We start from the raw sequence: 12,887 nt of genomic DNA, 5'->3' as shown, positions 1-12,887 counted from the left end.
TCAGCATGATAGACGCAATTAATACCTCGCTGTTTAGCCCGATTGGCGAAGATGGCATGATAGGCATACTGCTGATATTAAATGGTTTGAAAGTGACGTTAATCGTCACTTTCTTCGCCATGTTATTAGGCGCAGTGTTAGGCATTGGCACCACCTTTATGAAGATGTCGTCTAAGTGGTATATCCGCTTCCCCGCCAATCTTTATGTCGGCGTGATCCGTGGCACCCCAGTAGTTGTGCAATTAGTGATCCTTTACTTCATCGTGCTTTCTGCCTTAGATGTCGATAAGATCACTGCAGCCATTATCGCTTTTGGTCTCAATAGCGGCGCGTATATTTCTGAGATAATCCGCGCAGGGATTCAAGCCGTTGATAAAGGTCAAACCGAAGCGGCCCGTTCACTTGGCTTGTCCCAAGCAATGACCATGAAGTCGATTATTCTGCCCCAAGCGATTAAGAATATTCTGCCCGCACTTGGTAATGAATTTATCGTGCTCCTCAAGGAAACCGCCGTCATTGGCTTTATCGGTGGTGTTGACCTTATGCGCGCCGGTGAAATCATCCGTAGCCGTACCTTCGAGGACAGTGTGCCGTTATTTACCTGCGCCCTTATTTACCTATTCCTGACCTACAGCTTCACATTTGTGCTGTCGAAATTTGAAAAGAGGTTGAAACAAAGTGATTAAAATAACCAACCTGCATAAAAACTTCGGCGATAACCAAGTGCTCAAGGGCATTAGCGAGCATATTCGTCAGGGCGAAGTGGTGAGTGTGATCGGCCCAAGTGGCAGTGGCAAGAGTACCTTTTTGCGTTGTATTAATCTGTTAGAGCAGCCAAGCCAAGGCGATATCGAGATTGAAGGTCAATTGATCACAGCGCCAAACGCCTGCGTAGATAAACTGCGGCAAAAAGTGGGCATGGTGTTTCAAAACTTTAACCTGTTCCCCCATAAAACCGTCATCCAAAACATCACCTTAGCGCCCATTAGTCTAAAACTAATGACGCCAAATCAAGCCGAGACCAAAGCCCTCGACCTACTGGCACAGGTTGGTTTAAGTGACAAAGCCAATGCCTATCCCGCCAGTTTATCGGGCGGCCAAAAGCAAAGGGTTGCCATTGCCCGCGCATTGGCCATGGAACCAGACTTGATGCTGTTCGATGAGCCAACATCGGCACTCGATCCCGAAATGGTCGGGGATGTATTAGACGTGATGAAAGATTTAGCGCTAAAGGGCATGACCATGGTCATTGTCACCCACGAAATGGGCTTTGCGCGCGATGTATCCGATCGAGTGATCTTTATGGACGGCGGTTATGTAGTCGAATCTAGTCCGCCAGATGAGCTATTTAGCCACCCGAAAGAAGCCCGTACCCAAGCGTTTTTAAGCAAAGTATTACGCTAGCTTAAGCGGCTTAAGTTAAATTCATTATTGGAGGCAGGGGCGGATTGTCATCTTGCATAACTCTCTGGCTTGCCTTTTTAGCACTAGCGTTACCTGTAGATTTAAAAGAGATACGTAACGCAATTTTGGACAGAAGCGCTTAAAAAAATAGAGGGTTAGTACGACTAAATGATTTGTTACTTGGTAACTTAAATGCTGGCTCCTACGGATGGGTGAGCCATGGCATTCGCTCATCGACTCGCAGCCAGTCCATCCGTGGATGCTCGACCGCCCCGTCCATGGAGCGGACGGTCGTCTCGCAAATCACCCTAGCTCACCGTTTTGGCTTTAGCATAACCTGTAGATTTAAAAGACACCGGACATACGCAACATACTTTGGGACAAATGCATGTTAGCTCATCAACTATAACTGGTGAATTTCAAAAAATTCTATGGGCTAACGCCGAGCTAAGTGGCAGTTTTAAGTTGTAGTTTTTCGCAGCAAAACCACAAAACTGCGACTTAAAAACTGTCCAGCCACGAAGTGGCAATGCTTGAGCGATTTGTTAGCTTTACAAGTTTAATTAATAGTTTTTTTTATTATACACATGAAAATTCTTTTCAAAATTTATTGCACTATATTTTTCATTTATAGGAGAAAAACCATTCGTAAGTTCAATTTCTCTTATGGATACCACTTCTTTTTTTAAAAATTCTTCCATTAAAAGATAACCACCAGAAAGAGAATAGAATCTTCGGTGCGAGGCATCCCAACAAGAGCTCATGAATAAGTCCTTTTCATTGTTTATATAAACGAAATGCATAGCTTCCATAGATAAGCCTTTTTTACAGCCAGCATCGGTTAACATAAAATATAATTTTGTATCTCTTTTTATTGGGTGCCGCATTAAATATGCCACTGATAATTTTGAGTCACTGACCACACTAGGAATAAGTTCTTCGCCAGGATCGAACAATAGCTTCTCTACACTCCATGAGTTTGCCTCGGAAAATACAAGTTGAGAATAAAATGTAAACAATAAAGATATATAAAATTTATACATTCTTGACGACCCTGAAATAAGCTAACGCTCGCACAATTGGCGCGAGCTTGCGTGCGTCCTAATTGACGCGCTTGTTAGAGGGCTAAAAATCTGGCCATCCATTTTAGATCAGCAACATAATGCACTTTCTGTTTGTCTACAACTTGTACTAGCTAAAATTGCTTAAATGAGAGTCATCAAAAGTTGAAGAGCTAACAATAAATCAAGCCATCCATTTTAGATCAACAACATAATGCACTTTTGGTTTGCCTTCAACCAACGATGACTTTGTTAAGCAACTGAAATAATTCAGCTTTGCAGGGTTTTCATTGGAAGCAAGATATTCCGATAATACCTATTCTTGCTCCCAATTATCCCCTTCTCGGCGACAAACATAGTCATAGTAAAGGGTGGAACCAAAGGGCTGAAATTCCATCTCAATGCCGTTTTCGTAATACTGACCATTTTCGCAGTCCATTCTGTCATTAAGTCGTACTAAGGCATCATGAATACCACCACGTCTAGCATTAATAAGCATCTTGACGAGAATCTCTCTTTGCTGGACAGTTAGTGACGTTAAGAACTCATTTATTTCTGAATTTTCCTGCCTGTTTGGATAGCTCCCTTCTTGCAAGACCCATTTTTCAAATACTCCATCATGTAACTGAGCAAACTCGTCAACAAAGCTTTTCCACAATTCAACTGAACTCATTTTTTCTCCTGAGAGCATAACGCAGTACCCATGCGCGTAAACTTGTGAATGCCGCAGGCCTCGAATGCCTCACTCTGTTATGTGTCTGCTGCTTCATTAAACAAAATCCTGTTTGAAAACGGATCTGTTACAGTAAAGCAACGATCGCCCCAAGGCGCATCTTCAATACTAGGTTTGTTGTATTTATATGGCTTAGAAGTCACATGAGCAAATAATTGATCAAGTTCACTCACATTCACAAAAACCTTACAGCCAGGAGTACAGTCGCCTGAATGTTCGCTCAAGTGCAAAACAAAATTGCCAAGTGAAACTTGTATATAAATCGGGTAGCCATCCTCAAAGCGATGTTCCCAATCTAATTCCATCCCCAGAAAGCCTAGGTAAAACTCTTTGGCTTTATCTTCATCAAAGATCCGCATAATTGGGATTGTCTGAAACTTCATGCCATCTACTCCATCACACATAAGCTTTGTCTAGTACGCATAAGCACCCAGTTTCAAATTTTTTTTGAAACTAATACCTACCTTGATCACATTGTTTTTTACTTAAACCTGCTTAAAATGCTGCCATTGAATTTGTATTCCTTAATGATTTGGAGCCGTTACATGAGTGATTTAAGTTTCTTCGCCAAAAAGCGCTACACCACTAAGGCCTTTGATCCAACTAAGACGATTCCTGCGGATAAAATAGCAGAAATCAAAACCTTATTGCAGTACAGCCCATCATCGACTAACTCACAGCCTTGGCATTTTGTGTTAGCGAGTACGGCGGAAGGTAAAGCGTTAGTTGCCCAAGCGACCGAAAACTATGCGTTTAATACCCAAAAAATTCTCGATGCTTCCCATGTACTCGTACTCTGTGCTCGTGCTCAATTAGATGAAGCACACTTACTGCAAGTGCTCGAGCAAGAAGCGAAGGATGGCCGCTTTGCTAATGAAGAAGCCAAGCAAGGCCAACATAATGGCCGTTCTTTCTTCGCTAATATGCATAAATTTGAGCTGAAAGATGCCCAGCATTGGATGGAAAAACAAGTCTACTTAGCGCTTGGCACTTTAATGCTCGGTGCAAGTGTATTAGATATTGATGCGTGTCCGATCGAAGGTTTTGATGCCTCTAAAATGAATCAAGTCCTAGGCTTAAGAGAGCAAGGTCTATGTGCCTGCGTGGTTGTTGCATTAGGTTATCACTCAGAAAATGATTTCAACGCTAAATTGCCTAAGTCTCGCTTAGATCAAGAAGTGATCTTCACCGAGATCTAGTCCTTCACTCTATGTAAAAATAAGCATGCCCTTGATTTTATGTGATATAAACAAGGGCATCATGTCTAAAGCGAGCCCTCTCTTAACTGCCGCCCCCTAAAAGCTAACTGCTGTTAACGGCTTATTTACGCCGAGAAACCATCTAAAGTAGGAGTAAACCATCACGGTATTGCTCTAAAATTCATCTTTGCCTACACTTTGGCTCTGTGGCATAGTTTGCGGCTCAACTTAGTGAATGATCATTTATCGTCGCCTTTCGAGTCATATTTGTTGCAGCCCAGCGGTTTTATCGGCGCATTGGTAACACTCACAATTTAGGATGGGACAGTCAGTATGTTATTTGCCAAACCCTCACTCACTGAAAAACCTCAATCGATTCGAGTTGCAAACACTAAGGGCGATAACCCACTGATTTGGCCGTTGCTTACGGTTTTACAAGCTTCAAATCAAAGTTGGAAAATCCATCACTTAGCCACTGAATTACAAACCCAAGGGCTGATCCACCAACTTGATGAAAACCCGGGTAACGATTTATTCAAACGTAACTTCCTGCTGATGAACGCCCTGTTTGAACTGCAGGAAATATTACTGCCCAAGCAATGGCTGCAAGTCAAAGCCATGGAAATTCAAATCTTCCGCTTAGTACCATCAAACGTTAACCTGCTGATAATGCAAGATACTTCCCTGCGTGAGTATTACCTCGATTGGAATAACTACGACACCAGCGAAAACGTAGTACGAGAATTACTTGAGGCATTCTGGAGCAATTATAAGAGCTATATTGGCTTAAATATCAATCTGATGAACAAAGGTAACGCGCTGCGAGTTTTCGAATTAGACGAGAGTGCTACCGCCCGTGATATCCGCAAGCAATGGCGTCGTTTAGCGCTCAAATGGCACCCAGACAGGCCCGATGGCGATGCGGCGCGTTTTCGCGAGGTGTGCGAAGCTTGGCAGTCGCTTAGGGATATTGCGTAAGAATTTAGCCAGTGGTGATGCAGAACTGGGCTTTAATCAACATGCGCCGACTTAGCGATGCGATCCTGTCTACAGTCCTGCCAAATCTAAGGCAAAACTTCCATTGAGATCACAGATTTAGCCTACTAGCTTCATGCCAATTCAGTCATAATTAAGCCTTTCCATTTAACCTGAACCTATGTGTCAACGCTGCCATTTGGGCTAGCTTAACTCCTAGGTTGAAGCTCACTCTATCTCTAATGTTGACCGTTGAATGTCAACGATAACAACGACTGACATTGTGAATTCAATCCCACCGAATTTGAGGAAACTATGATTAAACAATTAGCCTTGGCTGTAACCTTAGCGATTGCACCATTGAGCACCTTTGCCGCCAATTTTGTTGAAGGCACACATTACACTCAAATCTCGACCAAAGCGCCTAGTAGCGAACCAAAACTCACTGAATTCTATTCATTTTATTGCCATAACTGCTTCAATATGGAAACCAACTATTTGCCTGATATCAAGGCGAACCTCAACAAACAGATAAGTTTCGACAATAAGCATGTCGACTTTATGAATAGCGACATTGGCACCGAAGTGATGCGTTCATTAGCCGTGATCCAAAGCGTTGATAACAAAGACGCCTTAACCCATGCCATGTTTACCGCAATCCAAGGCGCAGAGGGCGCAAACGGCCACGATCATAGTGCACCTGGCCATCAGCATGAGCCGCAAATTAACAGCCGTGATGACATCAAAAAAGTCTTCGCCCAATTTGGTGTCGATGCTGCTAAATACGATGAATTAGCCGATAGCAAAAGCACTAATGAAAAGCTTTCCCTGTGGCGCACCCAGCAGAATGAATTCAAAATCGACAGCGTACCCGCCTTTATCGTGAACGATAAATATGCGGTAAATTTAAACAGCATCAAAACCTTAGATGAGTTAATTGGGTTAATTAACTACCTTGCTGTTGAGAAAGATGCCGCCCCCGCTAAAACCTCATCGGGTGGCAGTCTAGGCTGGTTATTTCTAGTCTTCGCCGCCGCAATTGGTGTGACCCGTCAGCAACGTCTTAGCTAATTTAAAACAATCGTTGAAATAAAAAATGGCCTCCAAATTAGGATGCCATTTTTATGCGTGTTCAATCCAAGCTATCGATATAAGCGCTCAATATGGGTTCTGCAGTTTATTGCCGAATAAAATCAAGAATATGGCTCGCAGCCAAGACGAGATGTAGGACCAAGAAACCAATAAAAGCCTGCGCAAAGACTTGATGATAACCACGCCATGTCAGTGCCGTTGGCGTCCCTTGAACGATAAACCAAACTAGGCCCGTAACCCCTGTAGCCACTAGCAACAGCATGCCGATACCTTCTATGGCACTAAACAGCCCTTTGCCACCAGCGACGGGGAATTTGCCTTTAGCAAGTCCAACAATATCTTGCTTTAACTGTGTCCAATCACCCGCCAACCAGCCAAAGTATTGGTGCCACTTGCCACGCAAGGTATTGCTGAGTAAAAAAAGAATCCCAAGCACAGTGCACGCTAAACCTAAATATACATGCAAATAATCCCAAAAACTGGCGTTATCGGGTATCCGTCGGCCCATAAAAATCCACGGACTGGAACACACGAGTAAGATAGTCGACACGACAATCCACACATGCAGTTGCGCCATAATGACTCGGCATAAGGAGCGAAGTTTAGTCATCATACTGATCATATTTAATGCTCCTTTGCCCTTGTGACTAAGGCATACATACCGCTTTCAGGGCGCGAATAGAATAGGGCTAAATGAAGCACCGAAATTTGATATCAAGCTTAAGCGCTGTGGATCTGCTCACCAAACTCAGTCACTTTCTGCCAATCCGTGTATTCAACATTAGTAACAGGGTCCGTAGGTCCTTTCGTTAACCACATGATGAAACGGATAATATTTCTATCTAAAGCGTTATAGCCTTGGTAATTCAAGTTACCCCCAAAAACGCGCAACAATTGTGGCCGCCAAGTGGTTTTACTTAAAAATGCCTGCATGTAAGGATTGGTCTCAGGGGTGTTTTTCTCGGGTTTACGTGCCACTAAGCTGACAGAGAAAAAACCACTGACCTTATCCGTCAATACGGCTTGATGCTTTTCAATAAACTCGTACAAACTTGGGTTATGTTTACCATGGCGAATACTGGCGCCTATGATGATTTTGTCGAACTCAGTGAGCACTGGAGCGGCCTTGATATCGGCAGTAACCACTTCATTCCCCAAAGCCATTAACTGCTGTGCGAGCTTTTTAGCAATCTTTTGGGTCTGGCCGTGAACACTAGAGTAAATGATAAGAATTCTTTTCAATTTAGCCTCGATTAATCCCAAGCAAAATAACAATAAGCGGCCTAGAAAAAACGGTATAGGCGACTTAATTTCGACTCTCTATGCCCGTTTGGCATATCAAATGACATCACAACGCTCAGACTAAATGCGCTAAAAGTAGCAATGGACACCCAGAGTCATTGGCATTCCAGTGGAATTTAACTTGGTATGCAAAAGTAAAATGACAATTATGATATTTCATACTAGGTGATTTACCCGCCAATTTACATGAAATAGATCACGGGCTTAGCGCCAAACACCCCAAGTATATGCGGTAGTTTTAACTGCCTCACAAAAATAACGCCTTAGGTATATTCTCGCTTTAGCGTCTTTGTAACCTAGAGAGTTAATTCGCCTAAACATTGTTACAAAATTGAAAGGGATAAGTCACACCTTATATAGCCAACCTAAGAAAAAAGCATTAGCATTTGAACACTTATCGCCTGAGTCCCTTATCCATGAAAGCTATTCAAGCAAAAGATCCTAAAGCACTCTTGCTGTGGATGACCTTTGTTATGTCGCTCGTGTTTGCCGTTTGGCAGGCATTACTCAACAACTTCGTGATTGAGAAAGCCCAATTCACTGGTGCTGAAATCGGCATGTTACAAAGCCTGCGCGAAATCCCCGGCTTCTTGGCTTTTACGGCAATTTTTGTGCTGCTGCTCATTCGAGAACAAGCCTTCGCCCTGCTCTCGCTCGCCATTTTATGTATCGGCGTAGCGGTAACAGGTTTCTTTCCTCAGGTCATAGGGCTATATCTTACGACTGTGTTGATGTCTGTCGGGTTTCACTATTTTGAAACCATCAACCAATCGCTAACGCTGCAATGGGTCGATAAAAAAGACGCGGCGGGTTTTATGGGTAAAGCACTGGCGTGGCGTTCGGCGGCCGCTTTAGTCGGTTATGCCAGCATTTGGCTAGTAATGACTTGGTTGAAGCTAGACTACCTGCATATGTATTTGATTATAGGCGTATTAGGTCTCATCATTGTGCTAACCATAACATGGTATTACCCCAAGTTTGAGACAACGGAAATACAACACAAAAAAATCATACTGCGTAAACGCTATTGGCTCTATTACCTGCTCACCTTTTTTTCAGGTGCAAGGCGGCAAATCTTTATGGTATTTGCGGGCTTTATGATGGTTGAAAAGTTTGGTTATAGCGTCAGTGAAATCACTGCGCTGTTCTTAATCAACTATGCCGTTAATCTACTTTTTGCGCCTGCTATTGGTCGTTTGATTGGACGTATTGGTGAGCGTAATGCGCTTACTGTGGAATATATCGGACTCATCTTAGTCTTTATCAGCTATGCCCTAGTCGAACAAGCCAATATGGCGGCAGCACTTTACGTTATCGATCATTTACTTTTTGCGATGGCAATTGCGATGAAAACCTATTTTCAAAAAATCGCCGACAGCAAAGATATTGCCGCCACTATGTCAGTCAGTTTCACCATAAACCACATAGCGGCTGTGATTATTCCTGTGCTTTTGGGCTTATTATGGTTAACCGATCCCGCCTTTGTATTTTACATAGGGGCGGGCTTTGCCGTATGTTCGTTAATACTAGCGCTGAATGTTCCGCGCCATCCTGAACCGGGTAATGAAACCTTATGGTCTTGGCCAACTAAAAGTGCGAAATCAATCGCTAAAGTCGTTAAATAAAACGGCATAATAACGAACCAAAGAATTGGCTTAACGAGATGCTCAAACTAAAGAGATGATCATCTAAAGTAAGCTACAACCGAATGTAAGAGTTCACTAAACCCTCACCTCAACCACAGTGCAGGCTCAAGGATTAATAACGCGATGAAGGATTCAGATATTTTACTGTTGGCAGAAGAAGGCGAGTCAGCATCCGAGGTATCCGCTCGCAAAAAAGCCCTGCTACTCGGTCGCCAATTAGGGCTCGCCAGTGAGCAAGAATATCGCCCTGCGAACGCCTCAATAGCCGAGCGAGCTCAACATAGAGCACGCAAGTTATCGAGCGAATATCAGGCCAATGTGGAAACCATTTTTGCCTTAGCCCTCAGTTATACCCACTCAGATGTCACTGGGGTCGATCTTGATCCCGATTGGAGCCATCAATTTTTCTTGATGGCGGAACAAATCCATAACCGCAAGATGCAAGATTTATGGGCTCGGATATTGTCGAGCGAGATAGTCAATCCGGGCAACTTCAGTCTACGTACCCTAGCACTGCTCAAGCAACTGACTCACAGGGAAGCACAAATTCTTGAAAAAGCCCTTGGCATGGCGGCGAAGGTAAATAACGAGCAGCGCCTAAAACTCATCAGTGGCTACCGCTTGTCAGGTGGGATTGGCCAGTATTTCCGTAAAACCACCTCAGTCAATTTAGGCTTATCCCAGTTTGGGCTACCTTATTCCAGTATTTTGACCTTAGTCGATGCGGGAATACTTCACAGCAGTGAGTTCGAAACCGGCCTACTCAATAACAAAACACCGATTCAATTTGCCCTGCAAGGCATACAAATGAAGCTTACGCCCAAGAGCGGTAATCTGCTTTTTAGTTATTATCGCTTAACACCGATTGGTGATGAACTCGCCCAACTAGTACAGCCTAAGCCAGATCAAGAATACTTGAAGGCTCTACAACTCTTGTTTGCTAAAGACTTTAAAATAGAATAATGATCACGCCATAAAAAATTATGAATCAATGGGATAAGCAGTAAAACTCAGAAATAACAAAGGAGCCTAAAGGCTCCTTTTAAGCAAGATAAGGGCTAAATGTTAAGCTAGCGCTTTTGCCTTATCGGCATTAATTACATTGATCGCCGTTAAATAATCGATTAATGCACGCACTTGAGTCACTAAATCGCCTTTGCTGGTATCTATGGTTAATTCGGCGGCTAATGGTGCTTCATAAGGTGATGAAATACCAGTGAAATTGCTAATTTCGCCACTACGCGCTTTCACATATAACCCCTTAGGGTCACGCTGCTCGCACACACTCAAAGGCGTAGCTACATGCACTTCAATAAACTGCCCCGCAGGAAAACGGGCACGAATACCATCACGTTCTTCACGGGTCGGGGAAATAAAGGCCGATAACACCACAAGCCCCGCATCCACCATCAATTTAGCCACTTCACCCACACGACGCAGATTCTCATCACGGTCTTCAACCGTAAACCCTAAATCTTTACACAGGCCATGGCGCACATTATCGCCATCGAGCAAATAAGTGTGGAATCCCGCCTCAAATAACGCCCGCTCTAGTGCACCCGCCAATGTTGACTTGCCCGCGCCAGAAAGTCCGGTAAACCAAAGTAGTACTGGGTTTTGGCCTTTCTGCTCGGCTCTGGCGGCTTGGTCTACAGGATGTTGATGCCACACGATATTTGTCATAAAAACTCCTCAATCCCCATGTTGACTAACCGCTAACATAAGGGCAATAAACTCAAGCTAATCACTAAAATGGAAAGATGATCGGCACCATAAATATCACTATCAGGGAATACAGCACAGATAACGGCAATCCAAGGCGGACAAAGTCACTGAAGCGATAATTACCCGCATTAAATACCATCAAATTGGTCTGATAGCCGTAGGGTGAAATAAAGCTCGCACTGGCACCAAAGACAACGGCCATAATAAAGGGCCTTGCATCGACACCGTAATTAAGTGCAATCGCGTAAGCGATAGGGAACGCCAGCGCCGCCGCTGCGTTATTGGTCACCAGTTCAGTCAGCAATAAGGTCATTAAATACACGCCGACAAAAGCGCCAAATACCCCATAACCGTTAATAACTGAGAGTAATCCTTGGGCTAAACTGTTCGCAAGGCCTGTACTCATCATCAAGTTGGCAAGCCCTAATGCACTCCCCACGATCACCACTAATTCCAATGGGAAACGGCGTTTAAGCTCAGCCAGCGTGACTGCGCCTATGGCAAAATAACTGAGCAGCAATATCACTAAACCTTTAGCCAAGGGTAATATGCCAGTGACACTCAGGATGATCGTTGCCGCAAAGCCCAGCAATACCCAACGACCACGACGACTGTCTAGACGCACATTCAAATCTAAGCCACTGATCGCTGCAAACTCTGAACTCAGCTTTGCGCTATTGCTAAAACCATCACCTGGCGTCAATAACAACACATCACCGGGTTGCAGAATAATGTCACCGAGTCCACCCTTCAGCGGATGATTTCCGCGGCGAATGGCCATCACAGCCGCATCAAATTGCTCACGAAAACGCGATGCTTTCAATGAACTACCCACTAAACTGGACGACGGTGCGAGTACAGCTTCAACTAAATTTTGTCCTTTGGCTTGATGTTTACCAAACCAATCTAAACCATCGAATTGGTGCAATAACTCAACCGATTCCACCGCGCCACTAAAGCGCAGCACATCGTCCGCTTGCAACACTAACTGGGGCGGCACAGGGCAAATACAAATGCCACTGCGTTCTAATTCAACCAGATATAACTTTTTTAGTGCCCTAAGTTTGTTATCCACCACACTGCGACCGACCAAGGACGAACCTTTCGCCACATGGGCTTCGAGCAAATATGGCAGCGCTTCTTCACCTGATTCTTCCCGTCTGTCGGGCAGAATGTTCGCCAGTAAGGTCAGTAACAAGATGCCTGCGACGACGATCACCACTGCAACTGGCGTAAACTCGAAGAAGCCTAAGGCGGGTAAGCCGGCGTTTTCTACAAAGGAGTTCACAATCAAGTTGGTAGAGGTACCAATCAGGGTCAGTGTGCCACCTAAAATTGCCGCATAATTTAACGGCAATAATAACTTAGCTGGCGCGTGTGCTTGATTGCGGCGCACAACACCAATCAGTGATGCCACGACCGCAGTGTTATTGGTAAATGACGACAGTAAAGCCGTCGAAAATCCGAGCTTTGCCATTGTCATAGGCAAAGAACTATTGCCTATGACTTGACTCAACTTCCCCAGCAGGGACGTTTTTTCTAACGCTGTCGCGGCCAACACCAAGAGGACCAGCGTGACTAAGCCAATATTGGTAAAGCTTGTTAATGCGGTATCGAGCGCAACCATGCCAAGCAAATAACAGAGCAAAAATGCAAATAAAAACAATACCGCTGGATTGATACGGCCGCTAATTAAGCCAGCCACAAGCCCTATCAAAATAATCGCTAATAGCCACAAGTCACTCACAAA

At 44.1% G+C, this 12,887-nt stretch carries 14 protein-coding genes; 7 read left to right on the top strand and 7 right to left on the bottom strand.

Annotated elements, in window-relative coordinates:
- Nucleotides 1-5 precede the first annotated feature (5 nt).
- A complete protein-coding gene (locus HUB64_RS08325) occupies nt 6-686 on the top strand; it encodes an amino acid ABC transporter permease (protein ID WP_006085903.1) in 681 nt (226 codons plus the stop codon).
- Nucleotides 679-1,404, top strand: a complete 726-nt coding sequence (locus tag HUB64_RS08320; protein ID WP_173496785.1) for an amino acid ABC transporter ATP-binding protein — start codon at nt 679-681, stop codon at nt 1,402-1,404. The genes HUB64_RS08325 and HUB64_RS08320 overlap by 8 nt, the downstream gene beginning before the upstream one ends.
- Nucleotides 1,405-1,967: 563 nt before the next feature.
- On the opposite strand, the gene HUB64_RS08315 is transcribed toward HUB64_RS08320, so the two are convergent.
- The 3 genes from HUB64_RS08315 to HUB64_RS08305 form a co-directional block, all read right to left on the bottom strand.
- A complete protein-coding gene (locus HUB64_RS08315; RefSeq protein ID WP_173496784.1) occupies nt 1,968-2,447 on the bottom strand; it encodes a hypothetical protein in 480 nt (159 codons plus the stop codon).
- 334 nt (nt 2,448-2,781) lie between these two features.
- Nucleotides 2,782-3,138: a DUF6547 family protein gene (locus tag HUB64_RS08310; protein WP_254306295.1), complete on the bottom strand. Its 357-nt coding sequence runs from the start codon at nt 3,136-3,138 to the stop codon at nt 2,782-2,784.
- A gap of 77 nt (nt 3,139-3,215) precedes the next feature.
- A complete protein-coding gene (locus tag HUB64_RS08305; protein ID WP_105251592.1) occupies nt 3,216-3,581 on the bottom strand; it encodes a glyoxalase superfamily protein in 366 nt (121 codons plus the stop codon).
- Between the two features lie 162 nt (nt 3,582-3,743).
- On the opposite strand from HUB64_RS08305, the gene nfsB reads away from it, so the two are divergent.
- The 3 genes from nfsB (at nt 3,744) to HUB64_RS08290 (ending at nt 6,443) form a co-directional block, all read left to right on the top strand.
- The gene (gene nfsB / locus HUB64_RS08300; RefSeq protein WP_173496783.1) at nt 3,744-4,397 is read left to right on the top strand and encodes an oxygen-insensitive NAD(P)H nitroreductase; all 654 of its coding nucleotides are present in this window, start codon (nt 3,744-3,746) and stop codon (nt 4,395-4,397) included.
- Between the two features lie 333 nt (nt 4,398-4,730).
- The gene (locus tag HUB64_RS08295; RefSeq protein ID WP_173496782.1) at nt 4,731-5,375 is read left to right on the top strand and encodes a DNA-J related domain-containing protein; all 645 of its coding nucleotides are present in this window, start codon (nt 4,731-4,733) and stop codon (nt 5,373-5,375) included.
- Between the two features lie 312 nt (nt 5,376-5,687).
- Nucleotides 5,688-6,443: a DsbA family protein gene (locus HUB64_RS08290; RefSeq protein WP_105251591.1), complete on the top strand. Its 756-nt coding sequence runs from the start codon at nt 5,688-5,690 to the stop codon at nt 6,441-6,443.
- Nucleotides 6,444-6,549: 106 nt separating this feature from the next.
- On the opposite strand, the gene HUB64_RS08285 is transcribed toward HUB64_RS08290, so the two are convergent.
- Together HUB64_RS08285 and hemG are read right to left on the bottom strand one after the other, a co-directional pair.
- Nucleotides 6,550-7,077, bottom strand: coding sequence for a cytochrome b/b6 domain-containing protein (locus tag HUB64_RS08285; protein WP_173497901.1), 528 nt, complete (start codon nt 7,075-7,077; stop codon nt 6,550-6,552).
- Between the two features lie 107 nt (nt 7,078-7,184).
- Complete coding sequence (gene hemG, locus HUB64_RS08280) at nt 7,185-7,706, bottom strand: menaquinone-dependent protoporphyrinogen IX dehydrogenase (RefSeq protein ID WP_028761755.1); 522 nt, start codon at nt 7,704-7,706, stop codon at nt 7,185-7,187.
- Between the two features lie 476 nt (nt 7,707-8,182).
- Here hemG and HUB64_RS08275 point away from each other — a divergent pair, with 476 nt between their 5' ends.
- Entirely contained in the window at nt 8,183-9,391 is a 1,209-nt protein-coding gene (locus HUB64_RS08275; protein ID WP_173242993.1) for an MFS transporter, read from the top strand.
- A 144-nt stretch (nt 9,392-9,535) separates the two neighbouring features.
- Nucleotides 9,536-10,375, top strand: a complete 840-nt coding sequence (locus HUB64_RS08270; protein ID WP_028761753.1) for a TIGR03899 family protein — start codon at nt 9,536-9,538, stop codon at nt 10,373-10,375.
- A 102-nt stretch (nt 10,376-10,477) separates the two neighbouring features.
- On the opposite strand, the gene cysC is transcribed toward HUB64_RS08270, so the two are convergent.
- Together cysC and HUB64_RS08260 are read right to left on the bottom strand one after the other, a co-directional pair.
- The gene (gene cysC / locus HUB64_RS08265; RefSeq protein ID WP_105251589.1) at nt 10,478-11,095 is read right to left on the bottom strand and encodes an adenylyl-sulfate kinase; all 618 of its coding nucleotides are present in this window, start codon (nt 11,093-11,095) and stop codon (nt 10,478-10,480) included.
- 64 nt (nt 11,096-11,159) lie between these two features.
- Entirely contained in the window at nt 11,160-12,884 is a 1,725-nt protein-coding gene (locus HUB64_RS08260; RefSeq protein WP_173242986.1) for an SLC13 family permease, read from the bottom strand.
- Nucleotides 12,885-12,887 lie beyond the last annotated feature (3 nt).

Source organism: Shewanella sp. ISTPL2 (assembly GCF_013283205.1).
GTDB classification, from domain to species: Bacteria; Pseudomonadota; Gammaproteobacteria; order Enterobacterales; family Shewanellaceae; genus Shewanella; species Shewanella oncorhynchi.
The sequence above is the reverse complement of the archived record's forward strand: the minus strand, read 5'-3'. Positions and strand labels throughout refer to the sequence as shown.